The organism is Sorangium sp. So ce176 (assembly GCF_051519835.1).
In the GTDB taxonomy this organism is placed as follows: Bacteria; Myxococcota_A; Polyangia; order Polyangiales; family Polyangiaceae; genus Sorangium; species Sorangium cellulosum_G.
This window is the reverse complement of the sequence record NZ_CP150371.1, coordinates 2,386,811-2,408,528: the sequence shown is the minus strand read 5'-3', so window position 1 is coordinate 2,408,528 and position 21,718 is coordinate 2,386,811. Positions and strand designations below refer to the sequence as shown.

At 66.6% G+C, this 21,718-nt stretch carries 18 protein-coding genes and 2 pseudogenes; 11 read left to right on the top strand and 9 right to left on the bottom strand.

From position 1 onward, the window contains the following. Positions 1–343: 343 nt before the first annotated feature. From WMF42_RS09290 to WMF42_RS09280, 3 genes are all read left to right on the top strand, one after another. Positions 344–586, top strand: coding sequence for an addiction module protein (locus tag WMF42_RS09290; protein WP_437691543.1), 243 nt, complete (start codon positions 344–346; stop codon positions 584–586). Then, a complete protein-coding gene (locus WMF42_RS09285; RefSeq protein ID WP_437691541.1) occupies positions 583–912 on the top strand; it encodes a type II toxin-antitoxin system RelE/ParE family toxin in 330 nt (109 codons plus the stop codon). The genes WMF42_RS09290 and WMF42_RS09285 overlap by 4 nt, the downstream gene beginning before the upstream one ends. 144 nt (positions 913–1,056) lie before the next feature. After that, entirely contained in the window at positions 1,057–1,386 is a 330-nt protein-coding gene (locus WMF42_RS09280) for a hypothetical protein (protein ID WP_437691539.1), read from the top strand. Between the two features lie 598 nt (positions 1,387–1,984). Here the strand turns inward: WMF42_RS09280 and WMF42_RS09275 are convergent. The 6 genes and pseudogenes from WMF42_RS09275 to WMF42_RS09250 all read right to left on the bottom strand — a co-directional run bounded on the left by WMF42_RS09275 (position 1,985) and on the right by WMF42_RS09250 (position 6,441). After that, on the bottom strand, positions 1,985–2,389 hold the full coding sequence (locus WMF42_RS09275; RefSeq protein ID WP_437691537.1) for a hypothetical protein: 405 nt from the start codon (positions 2,387–2,389) through the stop codon (positions 1,985–1,987). 187 nt (positions 2,390–2,576) lie between these two features. After that, a pseudogene (locus tag WMF42_RS09270) lies at positions 2,577–2,720 on the bottom strand (JAB domain-containing protein); the annotation flags it as partial. Further along, positions 2,675–3,460, bottom strand: a complete 786-nt coding sequence (locus WMF42_RS09265) for a hypothetical protein (RefSeq protein ID WP_437691535.1) — start codon at positions 3,458–3,460, stop codon at positions 2,675–2,677. The gene WMF42_RS09265 and the pseudogene WMF42_RS09270, both read right to left, overlap by 46 nt. Before the next feature lie 62 nt (positions 3,461–3,522). Next, positions 3,523–4,752, bottom strand: a complete 1,230-nt coding sequence (locus WMF42_RS09260) for an AAA family ATPase (protein WP_437694239.1) — start codon at positions 4,750–4,752, stop codon at positions 3,523–3,525. 397 nt (positions 4,753–5,149) lie between these two features. Next, the gene (locus WMF42_RS09255; protein WP_437694237.1) at positions 5,150–5,776 is read right to left on the bottom strand and encodes a JAB domain-containing protein; all 627 of its coding nucleotides are present in this window, start codon (positions 5,774–5,776) and stop codon (positions 5,150–5,152) included. Beyond that, the gene (locus WMF42_RS09250; protein ID WP_437691533.1) at positions 5,773–6,441 is read right to left on the bottom strand and encodes an RNA polymerase sigma factor; all 669 of its coding nucleotides are present in this window, start codon (positions 6,439–6,441) and stop codon (positions 5,773–5,775) included. Before WMF42_RS09250 ends, WMF42_RS09255 begins: the two co-directional genes overlap by 4 nt. A 161-nt stretch (positions 6,442–6,602) precedes the next feature. On the opposite strand from WMF42_RS09250, the gene WMF42_RS09245 reads away from it, so the two are divergent. Then, positions 6,603–6,881, top strand: a complete 279-nt coding sequence (locus tag WMF42_RS09245; protein WP_437694235.1) for a helix-turn-helix domain-containing protein — start codon at positions 6,603–6,605, stop codon at positions 6,879–6,881. 365 nt (positions 6,882–7,246) lie between these two features. On the opposite strand, the gene WMF42_RS09240 is transcribed toward WMF42_RS09245, so the two are convergent. Continuing rightward, on the bottom strand, positions 7,247–7,468 hold the full coding sequence (locus tag WMF42_RS09240) for a tyrosine-type recombinase/integrase (RefSeq protein WP_437691531.1): 222 nt from the start codon (positions 7,466–7,468) through the stop codon (positions 7,247–7,249). Between the two features lie 304 nt (positions 7,469–7,772). Between WMF42_RS09240 and WMF42_RS09235 the strand changes: the two genes are divergently transcribed. The 5 genes from WMF42_RS09235 to WMF42_RS09215 all read left to right on the top strand — a co-directional run bounded on the left by WMF42_RS09235 (position 7,773) and on the right by WMF42_RS09215 (position 15,470). Then, positions 7,773–9,314 carry an AAA family ATPase gene (locus WMF42_RS09235; RefSeq protein ID WP_437691528.1) on the top strand — a complete coding sequence of 514 codons (1,542 nt, stop codon included), beginning with the start codon at positions 7,773–7,775 and terminating at the stop codon, positions 9,312–9,314. Between the two features lie 212 nt (positions 9,315–9,526). Further along, positions 9,527–10,249, top strand: a complete 723-nt coding sequence (locus WMF42_RS09230; protein ID WP_437691526.1) for a hypothetical protein — start codon at positions 9,527–9,529, stop codon at positions 10,247–10,249. After that, complete coding sequence (locus WMF42_RS09225) at positions 10,212–12,335, top strand: hypothetical protein (protein WP_437691524.1); 2,124 nt, start codon at positions 10,212–10,214, stop codon at positions 12,333–12,335. The genes WMF42_RS09230 and WMF42_RS09225 overlap by 38 nt, the downstream gene beginning before the upstream one ends. A gap of 26 nt (positions 12,336–12,361) precedes the next feature. Continuing rightward, positions 12,362–14,602 carry a 5'-methylthioadenosine/S-adenosylhomocysteine nucleosidase gene (locus tag WMF42_RS09220; RefSeq protein ID WP_437691522.1) on the top strand — a complete coding sequence of 747 codons (2,241 nt, stop codon included), beginning with the start codon at positions 12,362–12,364 and terminating at the stop codon, positions 14,600–14,602. Between the two features lie 145 nt (positions 14,603–14,747). Next, positions 14,748–15,470, top strand: coding sequence for a hypothetical protein (locus WMF42_RS09215; RefSeq protein ID WP_437691520.1), 723 nt, complete (start codon positions 14,748–14,750; stop codon positions 15,468–15,470). A gap of 333 nt (positions 15,471–15,803) precedes the next feature. Here the strand turns inward: WMF42_RS09215 and WMF42_RS09210 are convergent, their stop codons facing one another. Continuing rightward, complete coding sequence (locus WMF42_RS09210) at positions 15,804–16,217, bottom strand: LIC_13387 family protein (protein WP_437691518.1); 414 nt, start codon at positions 16,215–16,217, stop codon at positions 15,804–15,806. A 378-nt stretch (positions 16,218–16,595) separates the two neighbouring features. Here WMF42_RS09210 and istA point away from each other — a divergent pair. Beyond that, positions 16,596–18,128 (top strand): annotated as a pseudogene (gene istA / locus WMF42_RS09205) (IS21 family transposase); the annotation flags it as partial. A 49-nt stretch (positions 18,129–18,177) separates the two neighbouring features. Further along, positions 18,178–18,900: an IS21-like element helper ATPase IstB gene (gene istB / locus WMF42_RS09200; protein WP_437694233.1), complete on the top strand. Its 723-nt coding sequence runs from the start codon at positions 18,178–18,180 to the stop codon at positions 18,898–18,900. Between the two features lie 636 nt (positions 18,901–19,536). On the opposite strand, the gene WMF42_RS09195 is transcribed toward istB, so the two are convergent. Then, positions 19,537–21,606: a hypothetical protein gene (locus WMF42_RS09195; protein ID WP_437691516.1), complete on the bottom strand. Its 2,070-nt coding sequence runs from the start codon at positions 21,604–21,606 to the stop codon at positions 19,537–19,539. Between the last annotated feature and the right edge of the window lie 112 nt (positions 21,607–21,718).

The window sequence follows — 21,718 nt, the reverse complement described above, 5'->3', positions numbered from 1 at the left end:
GCGACGGACGAGCCCCCGCATCGCCGCGGGCTGTGCCAAGCTGTGGGCGGCCATGTCCAGCGCCGTGCGCAGAACGGTGGAGCGGCCGACGTAGAGCGCGTCGTCGGAGCCGCGGGCGAGCAGGCGCGTCTCGCGGAGGCGGCCGTGGGCGTCGAGCGCCGCTGCACTCCGACGCGAGATCCCCACCGAGCCGGAGCCGCCGAGCTAGAGCGTCGCTGTAGTCGCAGGCGGCGCTTGCGGTCACCGCGGCCCCGGCTCGGCTAGAGGGACGGCGCGCCGCTCGTTCTCGACCGCGAGGGCCGTGTGCTGTGTCGTCGCGGTACCTCGTGGTATCTTGCGTCTCATGCAACGAGCCATCCAGGGCCCGCCGCCCGGCTTCGACGACCTCACCGTGCACGAGCAGATCGAGTACGTCCAGGCGCTCTGGGAGCGGATCGCGGCGAGGGAGGACGAGGTGCCGGTACCCGAGTGGCACAAGGCCGAGATCGATCGCCGGCTCGCCGAGTACGAGGCCGCACCGGATGCCGGCCGCTCCTGGGAACAGGTCGAGGCCGACCTCCGTACGCACCTCGCAACGCGTCGATGAGCCGGCTCCTCGTTCTCCCGTCTGCCGAGCTGGACATCCGGGAGGCAGCGGACTGGTACGAGGGCGAGGAGGACGGGCTGGGCGGACAGTTCGTCGATGAGCTACGGCACATCGTGCGCCGGATCAGCGACCTCCCGTCGCAGTTCCCCGATGTCGGGCGGGGTGGTGTCCGGCGCGCGCTGCTCAAGCGGTTCCCCTATGCGGTCTACTTCCTGCTCCGTGGTGAAGAAAACGAGCGGGCGGTGGTCATCCTCGCCGTACTCCATCAGCGGCGTAGCCCGTCTGTCTGGAAGAAACGCGTTCGAGGCGAAGGTACAGCGGGCTAACCTGGCCCTGGTGCCTGTTGGCGCTTCGCGCCCGCAGCACACCGTCAGGGCGTTCGCGATGTCGCTGAACCCATGCTGAGAGCTGGCCGAGCGATGCTCCAGGGTTGACCCCGCGGGCTTCGACGATGGCCGTTTCAGCATGGAATGATGGCCGACCCATCCTTCCATGCTGACGAAGCCATCATCGACCTTGAAGCCGCCAGGGGGAGTCCGCGGCCCCCCGAACGACGACGAAGAAGCACTCGAGTCCTCTACGAGGTCGAGCAGCACCAGGCCGGCCAGGCCGCCGATCCCCCGCGAGGTGGCCGACATGCTGGGCGTGATGCTCTCGCCGCCGCGGAGGCCCGAGCAGACGGCGCGAATGCGCAAAACGGCGCTGCCCGGGGTTGGGGCATCCTGGACGACGTGGCGGCGCTGCTCGCGGAGGACGCCGGCACGCTCCACCTGAAGGACGTCACGCCCGAGGCGCCGTGACCGACCGAGGTTGGGGTGACCAGGCCACAGCCGGTGGCTCCACGTGGTCCAGCTCGTCGTGCGTCTGCCGGAGCTCGCGGAGCTCCCGGTCAAGGCGGTCCGCTGAAGGCTGGCTGCTGGATGCGGATGGGGCGCAGCGCGCAGGCGGCGGGGCGCAGCGCGCCGCGAGGGCAACCTCGTGGACGGCGGCGTAGCGGCCGCTGGGGGTGACGATGACGTGGGCGGTGAGCGGGACGTGCAGCTCCGAGTCACGCCCTCTACCCTGGTTGCGTCGACGCTCCACGTGAAGTGATCGCTCCAGCGATGGAGGCGCGGGTTGAAGAGCGGCACGACCTCTCCTGTCAGCGGGTCGGCCGACTCCGTGGCGCCTGCCTTGAACTCGTTACAAGGGCGGCATGCGAGGCATACGTTCTCGAACGAGGTCGGCCGCCCTTCGAGACCGGCGTGATGTGATCGCAGGTCAGGGGAATTCCGCTATTGGCCTCGCTCGTCAGGCAGGTTTGACAGCGGCGCCGATCGGCCTCCTCGATACGAGAACGGAGCAGCTCGGAGACGTAGGTTGACACCGCAATCCGTCTTCCATCGCGTGGAGGGCGCGCTACGGAGAAGCGACGGCGTGCCCGCGCCATCGCAGGAGCGCCGCAGCGTGCGCCTTGCGGAGCATGAACAGGTCGCTCTCGTGGCGAAGACGCTCGAGCTCGATGCGCTCCGCCGGCGTGAGGAGCCCCTGGGTGTTCCGGTCGAGCAGCTCGTCGTAGCGCGCGAGCTCTGCTTCGGACCTGTGGCTGTTTGCGATCTCCCAGAGCGCCTGGTCGTCCATCTTGTCCAGGCAGGCGAGGTCGACCTGGAACTCCGGGGGCGCGTCGTCCCAGGCGGGAGGGCTGCCGAGGCTCAGCGCCCGCAGCATCACGGCTTCGAGCGGCTGTCGGGTCGCGAGCGCAGTCCCCCGGAGGCGCTGGTAGAGCGCTTCGGGGAGAGCGAGGGTGACGGTGGCGGTCGACATCGCGCTGGGGTGGACGCGGGAGGCAAGCCCGCTTCGCCGTCGAGCCTAACACGCGGAGCACCCCGGCTCCTCCCCTCCCCGGCCAGCCGCGATGACGAGAGCGAACGCGCGGCGGGGCTGCCGGCTGGGGCGGTGCGCGGGAGGCTGGCGGCTGGATGCGCAGGGGCGGGACGCCCCGCGAGGAGACCTACTCGTGGACGGCGGCGTAGCGGCCGCTGGGGGTGACGATGACGTGGGCGGTGAGCGGGACTTCCAGCTCCGAGCCGAGGTGGCGCAGCTCCAGGGTCATCGCCTCGTCCTCGCGGGTCGGTGTTGGGTGGTCGCTGGAGTGTTTATCGAAGACTCATCCGCCGAGGGCTTCTCGGAGCCGCGCATACGGGCTCTTTGGGGATCGCTATGAGGGTTGCTGTCCGAAGAATGAGCGTCTACGGCAGCTGGGAGAGCGCCCGCGCTGCAGGTCCACACGCTCTGGCGAAAGCGATCGTACGAGCGACTGCTGGCCTGCGGGGCGTTGGCCAGACCCAGTTTGCCCACTTCGGCGGCGATCCGGGGTGCGTCGGACTCGCGATATCCACGGAACCCGTGCTGGCCGCTCTTGACGCCGCGCGGCACCACGCGCCGCTTGAGCTCCTCCTTGGCATCCCGGATCATCCCGACGTTCTTTCCGACATAATCGTTCGGGCTGCGCCAGCTCGGGTTCGCGGCTTTCACTGCGTCGGGCCACAAGAACCACCACGCCTCCATCTCCCATGCGGGCGCGACCGCGTGGGCATCGCAGCCCACCGCCCGCAGGGCCGACTCGATCTGCGCGGCCACGTGCTCGTGGGCAGGCTCGACGTCATCGCAGTCCTCGTGGGCGAAGACGCAGCGCACCTCGGCGCGTACTCGCTCGGCGTCGACGGCATCCGCGATGCGCTGTGCTCGGTCCGGCACCTCCTCGGGCCGTGCGCCCTTGATCAGCACCAGCGGATGTCGACGCGTCTGCACGCGCCTCGCCAGATCCGGGGAGAGCGCTCCGAGCAGCATCTTGATGCTCTCTCGGTCGTTCTCGTCTTCCCCGAAGACCAGCACAATCGACGGCAGCTTCGGGGCCCTCTTGCCGCCGCGCCTGGGCTGCTCCCGGGGGCGCCGACTCAAGGCGTGCCCCCCAGCGTTCCGCTGAACCAGAGCTCGCCGAGCCCCATCTTCCCTGCTAGCTTTTTCTCAATCTTCCGGACCTCCTCCGGATCCGCGGCAGGGATCAACGTCTCGCCGCTCTCCCGATGTCGCTCGCAAACGATGAGCTCGGAGGCGCGCAGCCGGTTCACGAGAGCCGGCGAGTGTGTGACCACGAGGAACTGTGTTCGTGATGATGCGTCACGCAGCCTTTCAACCAGTCGGTCGAAGACGTAGGGGTGGAGCCCGTGATCGATCTCCTCGATGCAGGTGAGGCGCGGAGGGGCTGGGTCGTAGAGCATCGCCAGAAGCGCGAGCGCCCGGATCGATCCATACGACGCGTCAGCCAGCGAGGTGCGATCGCGCAGCGCGCGCTCTTCCAGCTCCACGGCGATGGCCTCCTCGGGGCCGCCTACAGGGCGGAAGTGGATGTGCTCGAGGCCGGGGATCATCGCGCGCGCGTCGTCCACGAGATCGCGGAAGGTGCCAGCGTCGCCGGATAGCTTGTGCAGGAAGGCTGCGAGGTTCGCGGCGTCGGGCTGGAGCTTCTCGCCGCGTTCGAGCGCTGAAGGCAACCGAGCAGCCGGCACGTTGATGTCGAAGACACGAAAGGTCGAGAACAGGTCGGCAATCTTGCCCACCTGCTCGCCGCCCCGATCCGACGCCAGACGCGGCAGTGTGGACAGGCCGAGCGACTCCTTTTGGAGCAGGTTCTCTGATCTTGGCTTGCCCTTCCGCGGAGTGTCCGTCGAGGTGTCGTAGATGGTGAATTCGGTCCCGTTGATGGTCAGCCGGCGGCCGCTGCCTTGGGTCCTTTTGAATCGGAACTCCTCGTCGCGACGGAGGGTGGCCATGGTTCTCCCACCCGGCCGTTTCCATGCCTTGCCTTGGCTGAAGCGTAGCGTGTACGCGTCGCGTGCCCTGTCGCTCGCATATCGGGTGACAATCGCCTCGACCGTGATCTCGACCGTGCGCGCCTGTGCCTGACGCGCTCCGCCTCGGAAAGCGACCTGCTCGAAGCCACCACGCTTCGTGATGGCCGGACGGAGATCCTCTCGAACGGCATCGCCGAGGAACGCGATAAGGTCCAGGAAGTTCGACTTGCCGCTAGCGTTGGGTCCGACGAGGACGTTCAACGGCTGTAGCTCCACCTTCACATCCCGGAGGCTGCGGAAGTTCTTGGCGCGGACTGTGACCAGGGGCCGCATCGCGGCGAAGACTACCTCGTACTCGGAGGGCGTGGCCAGCTGCAAGCGCGGTTTGATGACCCAGGTCCCGGTTTGCTGGTGGGGCCGGCGCGCGGCAGCGCTACGTCGGGGCCGGGCAGCAGTCGGAGGGGAGGCGGTGGGTCCGGATGAGTCTCCTCAGAAACGCGTTGAGGAGGGTGCAGGCGTGCACGGGCATAGGTCCGCAGGGCGGCGGTGGAGCGAGCCGACCCAGCTCAGGGCGGCGCTGGAGCGACCCGACCCAGCTCAGGCTAGGCCCTGGGTCGGTTGCCTTACGCGCTCCCAATCCTCGTGTCGCCACCGGAGGCTTGCGGAGCTCCCGGCTGGGACGGTGCGCTGGAGGGCCGGATGCGCAGGGGTGCTGCACGTGGGCGAGGGTCTACTCGTGGACGGCGGCGTAGCGGCCGCTGGGCGTGACGATGACGTGGGCCTTGAGCGGGACGTGCAGCTCCTCGGAGAGGTGGCGCAGCTCCAGGGTCATCGCTTCGTCCTCGTGGGTCGGCGTCGGGTCGCCGCTGGGGTGGTTGTGGGCCAGGACGAAGCTGTGGGCGGCCATGTCCAGCGCCGCGCGCAGGACGGTGGAGCGGCCGACGTAGAGGGCGTCGTCGGAGCCGCGGGCGAGCAGGCGCGTCTCGCGGACGCGGCCGTGGGTGTCGAGGGCGGCGATCCAGAGCTCCTCGTGGACCAGGGAGGCGAGCCTCGGGCCGAAGTACCGCGCCACGCGGGCGGCGTCGGTGAGGAGCGCGCCCCGGCGTGCGCGGGCGGCGTGGTAGCGGCGGCCGAGCTCGAAGGCGGCGGCGAGCCGGGTCGCGTCGAAGAGGGCGATCTGGGTGCGCTCGGCGAGCGCCGCGGGCGAGAGGCGGCCGAGGGAGGGGAGAGCGGCCGTGCCGAGGATGCGCGGGCCGACGCCGGGCAGGCCGAGCACCATCTCGAGGAGGGCGGCCTCGGTCGCGGTCGGGAGATCGGCCGCCGTCTCGGCGGGGGCGTCGACGGGGGCGCGGCTCATCGGGCGCATCGGGGCCACCTCCGAGAGCGGGTGAGGGCGCGGGCGAAGAGGCGGCGCGCGAGGCGGAGGCGGGTGGCGACCGTGGGGCGCGGGAGCGAGAGGGAGGCGGCGATCTCGAGCGAGGAAAGGCCGGTGGCGGCGAGCGACAGGATCTCGCGCAGCTCGGGGCGGAGACGGTGGAAGGCGCGGAGGAGGCCGCGGGCGACGAGGCGGGCCTCGGGAGAGGGGACGGCGAAGGCGGAGAGGCGGTCCGGGTCGACCGCGGGGAGCTCGTGGCGGCGGTGGGCCTTGGCGCGGTAGTGCGAGGCCTGGCGGGAGGCGATGCCGGCGAGCCAGCGGCGGAGGGCGTCGGCGGGAGCGAGAGCGGGGGACGGGCGGAAGCGGCCGGCGCGCAGGCTGCGCCAGGCGCCGAGGAGGGTGTCCTGGGTGAGGTCGTCGAGATCGGCAGGGAGGACGCCGCGGGCGCGGAGGGTGCTGCGGATGAGCGGGCGCTGTTCGAGGAGCGCGGTGGGGTCGAGGTAGACGGCGGGGTGCGGGGGCTGGGGATGAAGGGGTTTGGACGGGCGAGCGAGCCGGCTGCGAGCAGCGGGAGCGGGACGGGGGCGGAGACGGGAGGACGGATCGATCTCTTGGCCCTGGTCAGGGCGTAGACGTACGGTTTCCATGTCGGACCTCGTTTGCGCGGGGTTCGGCCACGCCTCCGGACGGTGCCAGCCGTCGCGGGGGCACTTTGTGTTTTGTTCAGGGTACGTACGAGGCGCGATCCGAGTCAAGGAAAGTCGCCATCCACGTCTATTTTTCGCCTGCCCAGGTTCAGCCCGTGGCGATGGAACCCATCGAAACTGAAACAGTCTTTCGGTACATCGCGGCGAACGTGCAGCGGCTTCGGGTCAAGCGAGGGCTCACCCAAGACGAGCTGGCGGCAGCGGCGGACGTGAGCCCTGGCCTCCTCCATCGCCTCGAACGCGCCAAGACCAACGTCAGCGTCGCGGCTCTTGTGGCGATCGCCAACGCCCTCGGCGTGGCGCCAGCAACACTGTTCCGGCCGGCCGCGATGCCGGAGACGACACGCGGGAGGCCGCGCAAGCGTCCCGCCGGCGCTTGACGGCCGTGCCTCGCTGCCCGCAGTCGACCGCCCGCGGCTATCGCCGGTGCTCCTCGCCACGACGCAGAACTGGCGCGTGCTTTGCGCAGACGCTGCACCGCGTAGCGGCGAACTCTACAGGCCGCAGCAACTTGAGGGCCCAGCCGATGACTGGCCGGGCCGTTGCTGGGCCACTTCTTCGCTTCGCAGGGGGTAGAGCATCAAGGACCCGCTCGCGCCTTCGCCCGGTGTAGAGACCGCACGGTCCTGCGCTGGCCTCCTTGACAAGGTGGGGCAGCCGTCGGCTACGCTCCCTTTCCACGATGCGTGGGGTTGGCACGTGGGGGTTGGGTCGGAGTTCAAGGCGTTCCACGCGGAAGCGGCGGTCAGCGGTCGAGAGGACTGATCACGCCGAGAGGGCCGCGGTCGAGGATGTGGGTGTAGATCATCGTGGTCCGCAAATCCTTCTGGCCGAGCAATGTCTGAACCGTCCGGTTGTCGGTGCCCGCCTCGAGCAGGTGGGTCGCGAAGCTGTGGCGGAGGGTATCGCATGTCGCGCGCTTGGTGAGCCCCACCGCGCGTCCGGCATCGTGCACGGGCCTTTGCACTGTCAATTCGTGCAGGTAGTAGAGGACCTATCGACCAGTCGCTGGACCGGTGCAAGGGCGAGAGGCGGGGAAGAGGTACTGCCAGGCGAGGTTCGTGGCTGCTCCTGGCATCTTCGCTCGCAGAGCGTGGGGCAGGTCAACCTCGCCGCGGCCAGCCGCCAGTTCCTTCTGGTGCCGTTGCGCCGCGGTGTCGGCCCGAGCGGGGAGCAAGACCGGCCGGTCGTGCTGTCCTTTTCCGCGGCGCACCATGATTTGCCGTCGATCGAAGTGCGCCATTGCGTTCGCCGGCATACGAAGGAGAGACATGAAGACGTTGGTGCTGCCGTCGACCTACGAGGACATCAAGAGTTATCTGGCGTCTACCGGCGCTGTGTATGCAGCAAAGTTGATGGAGTTCGTTCGACCCATTGAGGACACCGAACGCGATCTAACCCAAATGACGACGCAGCTGCGCGGAACGTCCGGACGCGCAGTACTCCTCTACGGGCCGCCTGGAACCGGGAAGTCGACCTTCATTGAATCTCTAACTTGGCGAACCCATGTCGGAGTTTCCGACCTCCAACAGATTGACTGCGCGCGAATGCAGCAGGAGCAGCTTCTTGACGAGCTCATTCGTCAGCTTCAGATGCTCGCAGAGCGCGTTCGCGGCTCGGGGCGCGTAACCGCCGTCGCGATCAACTACCTCGAAGATCTGGAAGGCCAGGATGAGGGGAAGGTTCGAGCTTTCTTTCGCTCCCTGAACGGCCTCCTCCGAACGAGCCCACTTTTCATCATCTGGCCAGTAACGGATCTTGAGGACGCCCGAAAGATGCTTGATTACGCGTCTGCCGTTTCCGGAACCGTGTTCTTTCCCGGAAGAGAGATCCTTACCTTCCACGGGCCGGCACAGACCGCGTTTGTGTCGATCGCAAAGAATACCATTGCCGTCCTCAATGATGGGCAAACCCTTGAGGAGTTCGGTCTGACTGAGGCAGGGCTGGAGGAGATCGCATCCAGAGCGGTTCATCCAACGCCCACCCTTCGCTCATATCTGGACGCAGTCGTGGAACAATGGCGCAACCAAAGCGGATATCTGGAGGATCTGCAGGCCAAAATCCCGAAACCGACCGAAGTATGGACGATTTTCGCCTATCCTGATGCCGAGTCTGTCATCGGGCAGTTTTCGAGGCGGAGCGAGCAACTCGAGGAAGTCTGGACGGCATTTCACAGCAAGCTATGGGAGTACATTCCAAACAGTCAACGCGCTGCCGATTGGAATCCTAAGCGTCTTCAGCTTGCCATTTCCGGGGCACTCAGGACTCGAATAATGTACATGCCGACGAACGCAATCGTGTCTACCTTCGCGGCATACGCACAGGACAAGGCCAAGACGCTCAATTTGTCGACCGTCGGCGTACCGGACCGATGGGCGAAGCAGTCTTCGGCGCAAAAGCATATCAAGACGTCTCCGCTCCACCGGCTCCTGATGGGTCAGCAGTCTCCACCTGGTAAGCGAAAGAGTGGTCCCGCAGCACGAGCCGCTGAGACTGCGGAGAAAGCCTTCAACGAGATTTCCAAATATGCCTCGGGTACCGGGAATGATCGCCATATCAACCACGCATTGGCGAACGTGCTTCGTGACGTTCTTCCGAAGGACTATGTTGTTGAGAGTGAAAAGGCGCATCCATGGATCCCGAACATTACGCCGGACATTCGCGTCGACACGCCGGACAATCGGCTCATCTGCGTGGAACTCTGTTACACTTCGGCACGCGAGCCTTACGTCGTAGCGGATTATGTCCTCAAGAAGCTCGATCGGTACATGCGCCAACTGGAATACTATGTAGGAGACGTGAAGGCTGGCTAACTCAGCGATGGGTCCGACTGCAGTTCGAGGCTGGTCGCGAACAGATCGCCTTCGAACTTCCCGGCGCGGCGTCTCCGTCCGATACGCGATCCGGCCGTCCCTCATCTCCTGGATGTGATTGAGTTCGAAGGGCGCGCGCAGTAGGCTTGCTATAGCGTCGGCGTTTACGGAATACTTGACACGGACCAAGATTTGCAGCAGCAGAGGATCCGATGGCAATCGCCCCGCAGTTCGTGCATGGGATCCAACCTGAAGGATTTCTGGAGGTCGATGCGGCACGCCTCCTTCTTATCCTTACCCGCTTTGCCCGGCCGGCAAGCGAGCAGACGTTCCCGCCCGCCTGCGCACCCACCGAACCGTTCGTCGCGCATTTCGCCTCGGAATACTACCTTCAGAAGTTGGACTTCCTCCTCCGCTACCCCGCCTACTTTATCTATGAGCTGACGGAGCTTCATCAGGCTGGCGACCCCGCCGCTTCGGATCGGGAGCTGATCACCGCCACCATCCGCAAAATCCACGGCGACCGTGAGCCGGAACTTCAGACGATCCCCTTCCGTAAGTTCTGGCGGGGTGCGTACGAACGGCGTGATGATGTCGAGGCTTGGTGGTGGGCGAGGGAGCTCGTCTTCGTTAAATTCGAGCTGCGAGGCACTGCCGCGCCGTGGAAGCACTACTTCCTTACACAAGCCGGCCAAGCCGTTGCCGCACGGCTGATCGAGAATGTGCCGCACGCTAAGTGGTACGCTGATCGGATCGAGCAGATCCACCGGTTCATGGGCCACATCAGCGCCGCCGACATCAAGGCCAGGCAATACCGGCACGCTCGCTATCGGGAAGCGAACCTGAACGAGTACATCCCTGATCTCACTGCCGAGGAGATTGCAGAGAACTTCCGGCATGTATTCGATGAACCGCTGGAGGCACCCGTTGGCTAAGACCGCAAAGAAAAAGGACGAGGCTTCCACCGTACCGTCCGACGCGCCGCTCAACATCGACGACATCACGGAGCGAGTGCTCGGCCGCTTCGCGGCGAGGTCGCGGGACGAGATCCAGCGCGACGAGGTGCGGAAGGTCGTCACCGGGCTCGACCTCGCCAAGATCCAGCCGAACCGAAAGGTGCCGCGGTTGTTGATCCGTCGGCTGAAGTTCAAAGGGACGAAGACTCTCGACGGCGTCAACTCTCCCATTGATTACGAGCAGCCCTTTCAGACGGGGGTGAACGTCCTTGTCATCGAGGACAATCTCGTTGGAAAATCGTCAGTCCTGAAGACGATCAAGTTCGCCCTGACCGGTAATGACGAAGAGTACGATCAGGAGGTCCGACGGTGGATCACGGACATCTGGCTTCAATTCAGCCTGGATGACCGAGCCTATACCATTCTTCTCGCTAGGCGGGAGGACGGTCTACACGGGAGGCTCGCGCCGGGCGATCACGACTGTCCAATAGAGAAGGTGCCCAAGCCCGGCGCGGCGAAGGGGTTCTACCACCGCGGCGATACGGAGGTGCAGCAGGCGCTTGAGTCGTTCTTCGTGCGCGAGTTTGGTCTTGCTTCGCTCGGTTGGAACCAAGCCCTCCCTACGAGGGACGGGGGCAGCATCAAGGTGTGGGCGAGCTGGTTGACCTATTTTCAGGCCCTCCGCATCCCCGACGACAACCATACCTATCTGCTGTGCAAACCGGAGTACGCCAACCAGGACCAGCTTCTCTTCTCCGCCTTCCTGGGCCTGCACCTGAGTGAACCTCTGAACCAGCTCAGCATGGAGTCCGCCGCCATCCGGAAGCGGAAAGAGTTCACCGAAGAGCAGGCCAGCCAGATGGCCGTCAAGAAGGCGGAGTTGCTCAAGCGGCGAACGGCGCTCCGTGAGCAGGTGGCAGCGCTCGACGCGGAGCAGGCCCGCCGGCTGGAGGTAATCACGGGGGGCAACCTGGCGGCGCAGCTCGTCGAGGCACAGGGCAAGTTCGTTGAGGGCAGTGCTGAGGTTGCTGAGATCGAGGAGCAGTTGAAAACGCTCACCTCCCAGATGCAGCAGTGCACGGCCACCGCCCGCCGCCTTCGCGAACAGATCGACCTGAGCCGCGAGCTAACCGGGCTGGATGTAAAAATCTGCCCCAACTGCGTGCAGAGTATCACTCCAGAGGCAATGCAGCGGGAGAAGGAGAGCCACCAGTGCAGGCTCTGCGTGCGGCCGGTTCCATCGGCCGGTGAAGACGTGGCGGTCCCTCTTGAAGCGGCCGCGAGGGATTACGACCAGCAGGCCGCTGCCCTGAAAGTGCGGATCGGGGAGGTGAATCGCGAACTCGTCACCGCTCGGAGAAAGGCCGAAGGGCTGCGATCATTGAGCGACACGCTCCGCACCACCATCAAAGAGGGCGTCTCGAAGGGGCTACCCACGCCCGAGGAGGCCGAGCGCCGCGGACGGTTGCACGAGGAGATTGGCGGGATCACTCAGGAGATCGCGGACGTCGAACGGAGCCTTGGCGGAGGCGGGAGTTCGGAGGATCATGATCGAAAAGCGAAGATTATTGATAAGGTTCTGCTCGTATTGAAGGAGGAGGCCGAGAAGAGGAACCAGGAAATCGAGGACCGCCTGAACGACCTAGCAAAGGAAGTCATCAAGGCTCTTCGCGCAGACCAAATATCGGGGATAAAGTGCTACCCAACTGGGGTGGTGAAGCTGACCAAGAACGGCGAACCTATCGCATTCTCGAAGATCATGAACCCGGGCGAGCGATACCGTGCGAAGCTTGCGCTGTTTCTGGCCATGATGCGACTCGGATGTGAGGCCGGGGTAGGGCGACACCCGGGCTTCCTGATGCTAGATCAGCTCGGAACGGCTGAGATGGTGCCGACCGACCTTCAGGCCTCTGCCACCGCGCTGAAGCGAATCGAGGATGAATACTCGGACCGAGTTCAGATCCTCTGCTTCACCACAAGGCCGGAGTTTCGGCAAGCCACCCTGGCCAACAAGGTTTACGGTCACCGCACTGTCGGCACGACCGGGAAGAAGTTCGCCTTTTAATAGCCCGAAGTCAACGAAGGCCCAGCATGTCGGAGTGGCAGGATTGGGTGACAAGACTCGACTCGGCCGCTGACGCCGACGTTGACGATGTGATCGATGAACTGGCCGCCCAAATACTCGCGTCGCCACCCGATCCGTCGGCGACCGCCGTGGCCATGAGAGCGTTGGCCTCGGCCAAGTCCGACCTGAGCGTCCACTCCGCGGCAATCGCGCTGGCATACACCGCCTCGGCCGACGATGTAGAGGCGGTGGAGTCCCTTGAGCGGGCCTTCGAGGCGCGGCGGCGGCACGCCTTCCTAGCCCCGTCGCTGCTCGGGACGCTTTCTCTGCTCGGCCTGCGGAACGCTGCAGCGCGGGTGGGAGTGACCCGCTACCTGCTCCGGTTGAGAACCGAAGACCCGCGCCCGCTGCTGATGGCGGGTCTCAAAGCGATCGGCCTGCTCTGCGACAGGGAGAATGAGCCGGCACTGCGGATCAAGCTGTTCGCGCTCGCTGGCAGCGACGACATCGCCGTCCGGGCTGAGGCACGGCAGCAGATCGCAATGCTGAAGTTGGCCGACGCTCTGCTCGCGGACAGTCACGCGGGTCTGATTGCCTCGCTGGCCTCGGCGAAGGCTGCCTTTGAGGTGGCCGGGGAGTCCGAGGAGGTTCGTCCGGACGCCTCGCTGTTCCGGCTCATGATCGACGCAGTCCTGCAATTCGATGGCATCGAGTTCAACCGTGAAGCGGCCGCCGTGCGAGTCGGTCACCTTGTCAGCGAACTGCGCGAGATGGGCGGACGGCGAGCCGAGCAAATTTTCCGTATGGACCGTAGCCCGGCCGCGTCTCAAATCGCGCACCGGTGTGAGGTTGTCGCTTCGGCTCTCGAGGCCGCCGCGAAAGAAGTGGCGAACGCTGCGAGGTGGACGAACTTCGACCGGTCGGTCGTCCGGCTAGCAGAGTGTTATAGTGAGGTCCGGTACCGCTCGGCAGCGTTGCCCGGATACGAGCGGACGGGGCAAACCATCGCCGGCGTCGCCGACCAAGTAGTCAAACTACGCCTTGGCCCCGTGCTGGCCAGGAAGGTAGGTCGGGAGAGCTTTGAAGAGGTCATTCGGCATTACGAAGCAGGCGAAAGCCTGCCTGAGGTGCTCAGCGGTTTGCAGGAGCTACAACGGGTTGCGTTGGAGGTCGAGAGAAGCGGGACGCACAGCCTCTCGGAGGAGGCCATCGGGAATATCAAGGCATTGGCGGCGGCAGCCGGCTGCACGCCGGAGGAGATGATTCGTCGCTTCAGCGTAACCATCGAACAGAATGACGAGGATAGGCTGGCAGCTTACGCGAAGCTGCTGCCGTCGCCGCCAGGCAAAAGGAGTATGAAAATGCCACTGCCGACCATCGGGATCATCGTTGCTCTTCCGGAAGAGTTTGACGCAATGAGGGCCATGATCTCTAACGAGAACCGTTACCGCGCCCCGGGGTCCGGCGGCGGCCGCGAGTACCTGCTGGGAGACATTCTGTCGGTCCGTCAGGGCATCCATCAAGTGGTCATCGCTCAGACAATGGACATGGGGAACACCTCCGCGGCCTCCCGCGCATCGAAGATGCTCATGGACTTCGACGAACTCGACGCGATCATCATGTGCGGGATCGCTGGTGGCGTACCGAACCCCGCCGACCCGCAGGAGCACGTGCGACTCGGCGATGTAGTCATCTCCAATCGAAAGGGCGTGGTCCAGTATGACTTCGGAAAACAGAAGGGGCGGGTATTCGAAGAGCGACACGCGCCGCGGCCGCCGAGCGCAAGACTTCTCGAGGCCGTGCAGATGCTCGAGCAGGATAAGCTGTCCGGGCAGCGGCCGTGGGACGCGCACCTCCGCAATGGTCTCGCGGCGCGGTCATTGACCATCCCCAATCCCTCAACCGACGTGCTCCTCGATGCGAAAAGCGGCCACGTGGAGCACCCAGCTGTCGCGGAGGCGAGACCCCGCGTCTTTCTTGGCCCCATCGCTTCTGCGAACGTCGTGCAAGGAGATTTCAGAAAGCGAGATCAGTTGCGGGATCAACACAAGGTCAAGGCTGTGGAGATGGAGGGATACGGAGTCGCGGATGCTACATGGGAATTTGAAAAAGCGGGATACCTGGTGGTTCGAGGGATCTGTGACTATTGCGATGTTCGGACCAAGCACCTCCAGACAGACGCTTGGAAACGCTACGCAGCCATGGCGGCGGCCGCCTACGTTCGTGCGCTGATCGAGGCCATGCCCGGCACGCAGCGCAACGGATGATAGGGGGAAGGAGGTGCAGTGGAGCTTCCAAAGCGACCGATTGTCAATGGCTGTACGCCTCTCGTTCGATAGGCCGAGCCTCTCCCTGCTCGGCTTTGCGGTAACACAGGCAGCCCAGTTGTCCCATTATGATGTGGAGTAGCACGTGGCAGGAAAGGTCGTAAATCTCGCTGTCGGTCTGTCTTCTTTTGCGCAGTACGATTTTACCTGCGGACGTGGCTATGCATTCTCCGAGAGCTACCTGGTGAAGCCTGCAAGCGAAATCCTGGCTGCATTATACCCCGGGAAGACTGTCCTCACGGAGATGAAGCACCCGACGCTTCTACGCAGTGGAAGAGGTGATCATCCTCGCGTGGACGTCGCTGTCCTTGATGAAGTGGCGCCGGGACGCCGCAGGTGGGAGGGCATGCCATTGGCAGTTCTCGAACTAAAATGGTGCGGCGATTCTGTGCCTTCTCCTTCTTTCGTTCTTTGGGATCTTGTGAGATTGGCCTCTATCTCATATCACCACCCGAAGGTGGACTGCTATTTTGCACTTGTCGGCATTAGAAGTAAAATCGATGCCTTCTTTTTGGATATTTCCAAGACCCGTACTCGAAACAATAGTACCGGCCCTTTCTTGCGGTCTCAACCTGATGGCGAATTCGGGGTGCTGAAGTGTCGTCAGCTTGATTGCGAACTCCAATCCGATATTTCGGCCAGGCTGGGAGGTTACAAGGCAGGTGCATTCGATGTGAGAGTTGGCTTCAAACAACTTGACACCGTACGGCACGACGCGGGACCTGCAGAACCACGTGCGACCATGAAGCCGCGGATTGGTGTGAGCGCGATTGTAAGTCGAATTGCTGTCGGGGATCGTCCGAAATGAGTTTTAGCGCCGCGATAGCGTTGCTGCTTCGCGAAGCCACCGCTGGTCTTACCGCTCGCTCGAAACTGCTCTACTCGCTCCCTCCAGCTCTGCTCGGTGTCCGACTTCATGGCCCAGGAGCATGCGCCTCTGTGGGCAGGTTCGGAACATGGGGCGGACGGGCAGCCGGAGGCGCCGCGCCGAAGGGACCGCGTTCACGCCCCAGCCTGCGGGCCGCCGCGTCGCGACAGCGGCGCAGTCCGCCAGAACCTCAACGAGCGATCCCGCAACGGTTCGTCCGGCGGGCCGCTCGTGGCGACTGCGATGGGCTATGGGCTCTCTTCGCCCGCCCGCTCAGCGCACCACGAGCGCCGCGCCGAAGCACGCCGTCGCGACCAGCATGGTCACGATGGGCGGCGGCGGAAACGCGCGGACGGCGATGGCCAGCAGCGCCAGCGACACCGCCGCGTTCAGCGCCACCACAGCAGGGAGCGCGGCGAGGGCGGGCGCGGCGAGCACGCAGACGGCGCCGTGCAGCGCGACCACCAGGCCCATGGCCACGCTGAACCCCCTGAAGAGGCCGAGCAGGTCGCGCGACAGCCCCATCATGGTCATCCGGTGCGCCCGCATCGCGCCGAGGACCGCGGTCTCCGCGGCGGGCGGCGCGGGGCGACCGAGCAGCAGCGCGGTGATCGCGAGGTGCCCGATCCCGGTGACGACCCACGCCCACGCGCCCACCTGAAACAGCACCTGTGCACGGCACCTCATGACAGCCCTCGTTTCTTTGCCGCCGGTCCCTGGCGCGTGCGCTCCACATGCTGCCGTGTGGACCTGGAGCACGGCCCTGGAGATTTCACTACGGCACCGGATGGTCTCATGCGTATTCCGGGCCGACGTGACGACCGATTCCGAGCGCACGTGACGGCTCGTTCCGCGGGGACGTGACGGGGCGTTCCGGGCCACCCGACGGGGTGTTCCGACACACCTGACGGCTCGTTCCGACGCGCGTGACGGCTCGTTCCGACGCACGTGACGGCTCGTTCCGAGGGGCGTGACGGGCCGTTCCGGCGGGGGTGACGGCCCGTACGCGGCGCTCGCGGTCGCAGCCTCATCGCGTACATGGGCGCGATGTCGGAGCGGCTATCGATGCGGAAGGTTCGAGAGATTTTGAGGCTCAAGTTCGAGTGCCGGCGCAGTCGAACGGAGATCGCGGCGGCGGCGTGCATCGGCGAGAGCACGGTGAGCGGCTACCTGGCGCGGGCGGCGAAGGCCGGGCTGACGTGGGAGGTCGCCCGAGAGATGACGGACGCGGAGGTCGAATCGCAGCTGTTCCGCGATGTGGGCCGCAACGAGCCGCCCGCGCGCGTACCCATCGACTTCCCGTGGGTTCACCGCGAGCTGTCGAAGCCGTGCGTCACGCTGCAGACGCTCTGGCTCGAGTATCGGGAAGCAAGCGCGGCGCAGGCGCCGCTCAGGCCATACGAGTACAGCCGGTTCTGCGACCTGTACGCGGGCTGGAAGAAGAAGCTCGGCGTCGTCATGCGCCAGGTCCATCGCGCCGGCGAGAAGGTCTTCATCGACTACTCGGGTAGGAAGCCGCACCTCGTCGAGCGAACGACCGGCGAGGTGACCGAGATCGAGCTGTTCGTCGCGGTGCTCGGCGCGAGCAACTACACCTATGCCGAGGCGACACGCTCGCAGAAGCTCGCCGACTTCGTCGGCTCGACGGTGCGGATGTTCGAGTACTTCGGCGGCGTGCCCGAGGTGCTCGTCCCGGACCAGCTCCGCAGCGCGGTCTCCGGGCCGGATCGGTACGAGCCGGACGTCAATCCGACCTACCTCGAGATGGCGCAACACTACGGCGTGACGGTGATTCCGGCGCGGCCTCGGAAGCCACGCGACAAGGCGAAGGTCGAGGGCGGCGTGCTCATCGCGCAGCGCTGGATCCTCGCCTCGCTCCGAAACCGGAGCTTCTTCAGCCTCGCCGAGCTCAACACCGCCATCGCGTTGCTGCTCGACCGGCTGAACGCGCGGCCGTTCCAGCGGCTCGACGGCTGCCGGCGCACGGCGTTCGAGAGCCTCGACAGGCCCGCGATGCGGCCGCTGCCGGCGCAGCGGTATGAGCTCGCCGAGTGGAAGCACGCCAAGGTGAATATCGACTACTGCGTTGCCTACGACGACCGCCTCTACAGCGCACCGTACACGCTGGTCGGCGAGCGCGTGGACATCCGAGCGACGGCGTCGGTCGTGGAGCTGTTCCACGGCGGCGTGCGCGTCGCGTCGCACGCGCGCAGCTACGGGCGGAAGGGGATGGCGGTAATCGTCGACGAGCATCGTCCCCGAGCCCATCGCGACTACGGCAAGTGGCCGCCGGAGCGCGTGATCGCATGGGCCGAGACGATCGGCCCGAACGTCGGCGAGCTCGCGCGAGCGATCATGAGCCGCCGCACGCACCCGGAGACGGGGTACCGGACGTGCCTCGGCGTGATCCGGCTCGCGGACAAGTACGGGCGGGAGCGCGTCGACGCCGCATGCGTCCGCGCGCTCCGCATCGGCAGCCCCACCGCGAAGAGCGTGACCGCGATCCTGAAGAACGGCCTCGACCGCGCGTCGCTGGTCGAGCCGCCGCCCCGGGGGCCCCTGGCGCACGAGAACATCCGCGGTGCCGAGTACTTCGACAAGGAGCAGAGGAGTGATCTTGGAAGAGACGATACAGAAGCTGGTCGAGATGAGGCTGAATGCGATGGCGGCGATGCTGCGAGAGAGGGCGGCTGCGCCACCGACGGAGCCGCTGTCCACTGAGGAGATGATCGGGCTGCTCGTCGACCGCGAGTGGACCGCACGCGAGAACAAGCGGCTGCATCGCCTGCTGAAGGATGCGCGGGTGCCGGGAGGCGCGTGCATGGAGGACTTCTCTTGCGACGCAGGGCGTGGCGTGGACAGGTCCTTCGCTCGGTCGCTGGGCTCCTGCCAGTGGGTCCGAGCGAAGCAGAACGTGATCGTGTTGGGAGCGACCGGAGCCGGCAAGAGCTTTCTCGGCGGCGCGCTCGCGCAGGCCGCCTGCAGGCAGGGCTTTCGCGCCTTCGTGATCCGTACGCCGCGCCTGCTCCAGCAGCTCGCGGTCGCACGTGCCGACGGGACCTACGCGAACGCCCTCGCGCGCCTCGCCAAGGTCGCGGTGCTGGTCCTCGACGACTTCCTGCTCGCGCCCATGACCGATGTCGAGAGGCGCGATCTGCTCGAGGTCCTCGAGGACAGATACGATACATCGTCGACGGTGATCACCTCGCAGATACCGACGAAAAGTTGGCACCAAGCCATCGGAGAGGTGAGTATCGCCGACGCGATCTGTGACCGCGTTGTCCACAACGCGCACGTGGTGACACTCCGCGGCGGGTCGATGCGAAAGAAGAAGGCGGTGGCTCCCGAGGTGACCGAGACGAAGACCTGACCGCGCTCGTCGCTACGCTCCGGTCCACGTCACGCCGGACTGGGCCGTCACGTCGCTCCGGAACGAGCCGTCACGTCCGTCGGAATACGCACTCACCGGCCGACCGCGCCGGGCCGCCGTCGCGCCCGTCCTCCGCGCCGCCGGGCAATCCGTCAGCCCCCTTGCCGCCGACGCTCGAGAGCCCGCCGTCCGCCTCGCTGCGGCTCGCCGCCGTCGCCGCCCTGGCCACCGTCGGACGTCTCGATCTCGCTGTCGCGCACGGTCACCCCGGCGTGCAGCGCGACGAGGCCGATGCTCGGGTAGCAGGACGACGGAACGGAAGACGGCGAGCCGGAAGGGAGAAAGGCACCCGAGACGGCGACGGGGCTGCGCGGGAGACCACCGGGGCTGCGCAGGAGACCACCGGGGCTGCGCAGGAGCCGGACGGTTGTAACAAAGGACACCAATGGAGGCGCCCAGGAGGGGCACGGGGGTCGCGTAGGACGGCGGCGACTGTTGCATAGCACACCAACGGCGGTGCACAGGAGGGCGCCGGGGGCCGCGCAGGAGGGCGCCGGGACCGCACAGGAGGGCGCCGGGGGCTGCGCAGGAGGCCCACCGGGGCCGCACAGGGTATCGAAGCGTGTGCGCACGGGGTCACCCCGCGCCGTGCAGCCACCTTCCGGCGAGCGCCACCTCCTCTGCGGCCGCAAGCACGGTCTCCTCCCCTCCGGCTCGACGGAAGAGGCCGGCGAGCTGCGCCACGCTCGCCCATCCCTGGAAGACACCGGCCAGCGACGGAGTCCCCGAGGCGTCCAGCAGGCTCGCCGAAAGCAGCCGCGCCGCATCGGCGGGGCTTATCCAGGGGGCGGCCCCGCAGAGATCGCCGAGCGCGTCGGCGTCGTGGCCTCCTGCCTCGAAGGCAAGCACCGCACGCCGTGCCGCCTCGGCGCGCATCGATTCAGGGAGCGCCCCTGCAAGCCGCGCCAGCGCGCCAGTCCGCGCATAGCTCCCGGAGGGCTCGACGCAGCCCTCCGCGATTCGTAAAGCCGCTTCGTCCCCCAGGAGCGCGACCGAAGCGGAAGGGTGCTCCTTGACCCGATGGCACCGCTCCTCCGGGGCGAGCTCCTCGAAGAGTGCCCGCACCTCCTCCACCGGCCGCCGGCCCGGAGGGAGCGCCTCACCAAGACGAAGCAACGCGTCCGCCCGGTAGCCTGCGCTGCTCCCCGCCCACCGCAGCACGAGCGCGCGCGCCTCGTCCTCTCGCCCGACCGAGACCAGGCGTGCACCGAGAGCATGCACCGGCCAGACCGGGACCTCCTCGAGCGCCCTCTCCAGGAGAGGCTCGGACAGGTAAGGCGTCACGGCCTCGGCTTCCTCCCTGGTCTCGAAGCACCAGGGCGCCCAGCGTCGTTCGATCTCCTGGGCAGCACGAACTCTCGCCTCTGCCGGCAGCGCGGAGAGCAACCGGGCGAGGACGCGGATCCGCTGGGGCGCAGGCAGGGAACGCGAAGCCCGCTCCAGCGCGACGGCGGAAGCTTCGCTCACCCTCGGCCCAGGCACGAGCGCGGGCGGCGCCCCTCCCGCGCGCGCGATGGCCTCTGCCGCGACCTCCTGGGCTTCCTCTTCGGGGAGCAGGCCCGCCGCCGCGACGAGCCCCCAGACCGCATCTCCCTCATCCGACCGGCGCGCAGCTGCCAGCGCGAAGCGCGCAACCCGGATGCGCCTCTCGCCCTCCGCCGCCTCCGCCACGGCGACCAGCGCCGAGGGGCTTGACCACCCCGCGCCCGTGTTCTCGGCGATCTCGAACGCTCGCTTAAGGACCCCGGCTCGGGCGGACGGCGAGACCTCCGCAGAGAGGGCGAGCAAGGACAGCGCGCGCGCCGCGTCCGCCTCAAGCCATGGAGTCACGAGGTCTGCGTCCGGGGTCGCCCAGGGCTCCGCGTCTCCCAGCGTCGCCGCCGCGCCCTGCGCCGCCGCACAGCGGACGAGCGCTGCGGCGAGGGAGGGAGGCATGGAGCCGCAGCGCTCCACCTCCTCTCCGATACGATCGCGCAGGCGGCGGAGATCGAGGAGGGCATCGGCGAGCGCCTCGGCAGAGGCAGCCGCTACCCAGTCCGGCTCGGCAAAGGCGAGCATCGAGGCGACGGGAGCGCCGCCGAGCGCGAGGTGCGCGCTCGCATGACGGCGGAAGTAGGCCGGCCGGCGGCGGGAGGTCTCCGCGGTACATCGCGCGATCGCGTCCCGGTAACGCGCCTCGATCGCCTCGTCGCGACCGGCGCTCCGCTGCGCCCACGCGACCCGCAGCGCCTCATGCTGGAACCTCAGCGCGCGCGCCGGCCCATCCCAGCGCAGGATCCGATCGAGGGACGGTAGGACCACGTGCAGGAGACCGCGCGCGGTAAAGTCGTCAATCTCCAGGAGCTCCGCGACATCCTCTGCATCGAGCGGCGAGAGCGCGCGCGCCAGCAGGGAGAGCACCTCCAGCGCGACCTCTCCTCCGTCGAGGCGCCGGAGCTCACGCTCGACCTCCGCGGCGAGCGCCTCCGGTCCGCCGTCTCCCCCTGCCGCCGCCCAGCTCGGAATGCCTCGGCTCTCCGCCGCCGCGGGGGAAGGTGGTGCAACCTCGACGAGGAGCGCATCCGCGTCCTCCCATCCGAGGCGCTCCCTCCAGGCGTGCGCTTCGCCCTCTCCGCCCGAGATGGAGACCAGACATCGGACGCGCATCCACGAGGCGCTCCGGAAAGCCCGTCATGGCTTCGTTCAAATAAAAGAGCCACGGCCCCACGACCGGCCCCTCCCCGGTGTGCATCGTGTCGCGGTGAGCCCACGGAGCCCC

Excerpts from the sequence above, each read along its gene's own strand:
- WMF42_RS09290 (WP_437691543.1), top strand. The coding sequence starts at position 344 with ATGCAACGAGCCATCCAGGGCCCGCCGCCCGGCTTCGACGACCTCACC.
- WMF42_RS09285 (WP_437691541.1), top strand. The coding sequence starts at position 583 with ATGAGCCGGCTCCTCGTTCTCCCGTCTGCCGAGCTGGACATCCGGGAG.
- WMF42_RS09280 (WP_437691539.1), top strand. The coding sequence starts at position 1,057 with ATGATGGCCGACCCATCCTTCCATGCTGACGAAGCCATCATCGACCTT.
- WMF42_RS09275 (WP_437691537.1), bottom strand. The coding sequence starts at position 2,389 with ATGTCGACCGCCACCGTCACCCTCGCTCTCCCCGAAGCGCTCTACCAG.
- WMF42_RS09260 (WP_437694239.1), bottom strand. The coding sequence starts at position 4,752 with ATGCGGCCCCTGGTCACAGTCCGCGCCAAGAACTTCCGCAGCCTCCGG.
- WMF42_RS09255 (WP_437694237.1), bottom strand. The coding sequence starts at position 5,776 with ATGAGCCGCGCCCCCGTCGACGCCCCCGCCGAGACGGCGGCCGATCTC.
- WMF42_RS09250 (WP_437691533.1), bottom strand. The coding sequence starts at position 6,441 with ATGGAAACCGTACGTCTACGCCCTGACCAGGGCCAAGAGATCGATCCG.
- WMF42_RS09245 (WP_437694235.1), top strand. The coding sequence starts at position 6,603 with ATGGAACCCATCGAAACTGAAACAGTCTTTCGGTACATCGCGGCGAAC.
- WMF42_RS09235 (WP_437691528.1), top strand. The coding sequence starts at position 7,773 with ATGAAGACGTTGGTGCTGCCGTCGACCTACGAGGACATCAAGAGTTAT.
- WMF42_RS09230 (WP_437691526.1), top strand. The coding sequence starts at position 9,527 with ATGGCAATCGCCCCGCAGTTCGTGCATGGGATCCAACCTGAAGGATTT.
- WMF42_RS09225 (WP_437691524.1), top strand. The coding sequence starts at position 10,212 with ATGTATTCGATGAACCGCTGGAGGCACCCGTTGGCTAAGACCGCAAAG.
- WMF42_RS09220 (WP_437691522.1), top strand. The coding sequence starts at position 12,362 with ATGTCGGAGTGGCAGGATTGGGTGACAAGACTCGACTCGGCCGCTGAC.
- WMF42_RS09210 (WP_437691518.1), bottom strand. The coding sequence starts at position 16,217 with ATGAGGTGCCGTGCACAGGTGCTGTTTCAGGTGGGCGCGTGGGCGTGG.
- istB (WP_437694233.1), top strand. The coding sequence starts at position 18,178 with ATGAGGCTGAATGCGATGGCGGCGATGCTGCGAGAGAGGGCGGCTGCG.
- WMF42_RS09195 (WP_437691516.1), bottom strand. The coding sequence starts at position 21,606 with ATGCGCGTCCGATGTCTGGTCTCCATCTCGGGCGGAGAGGGCGAAGCG.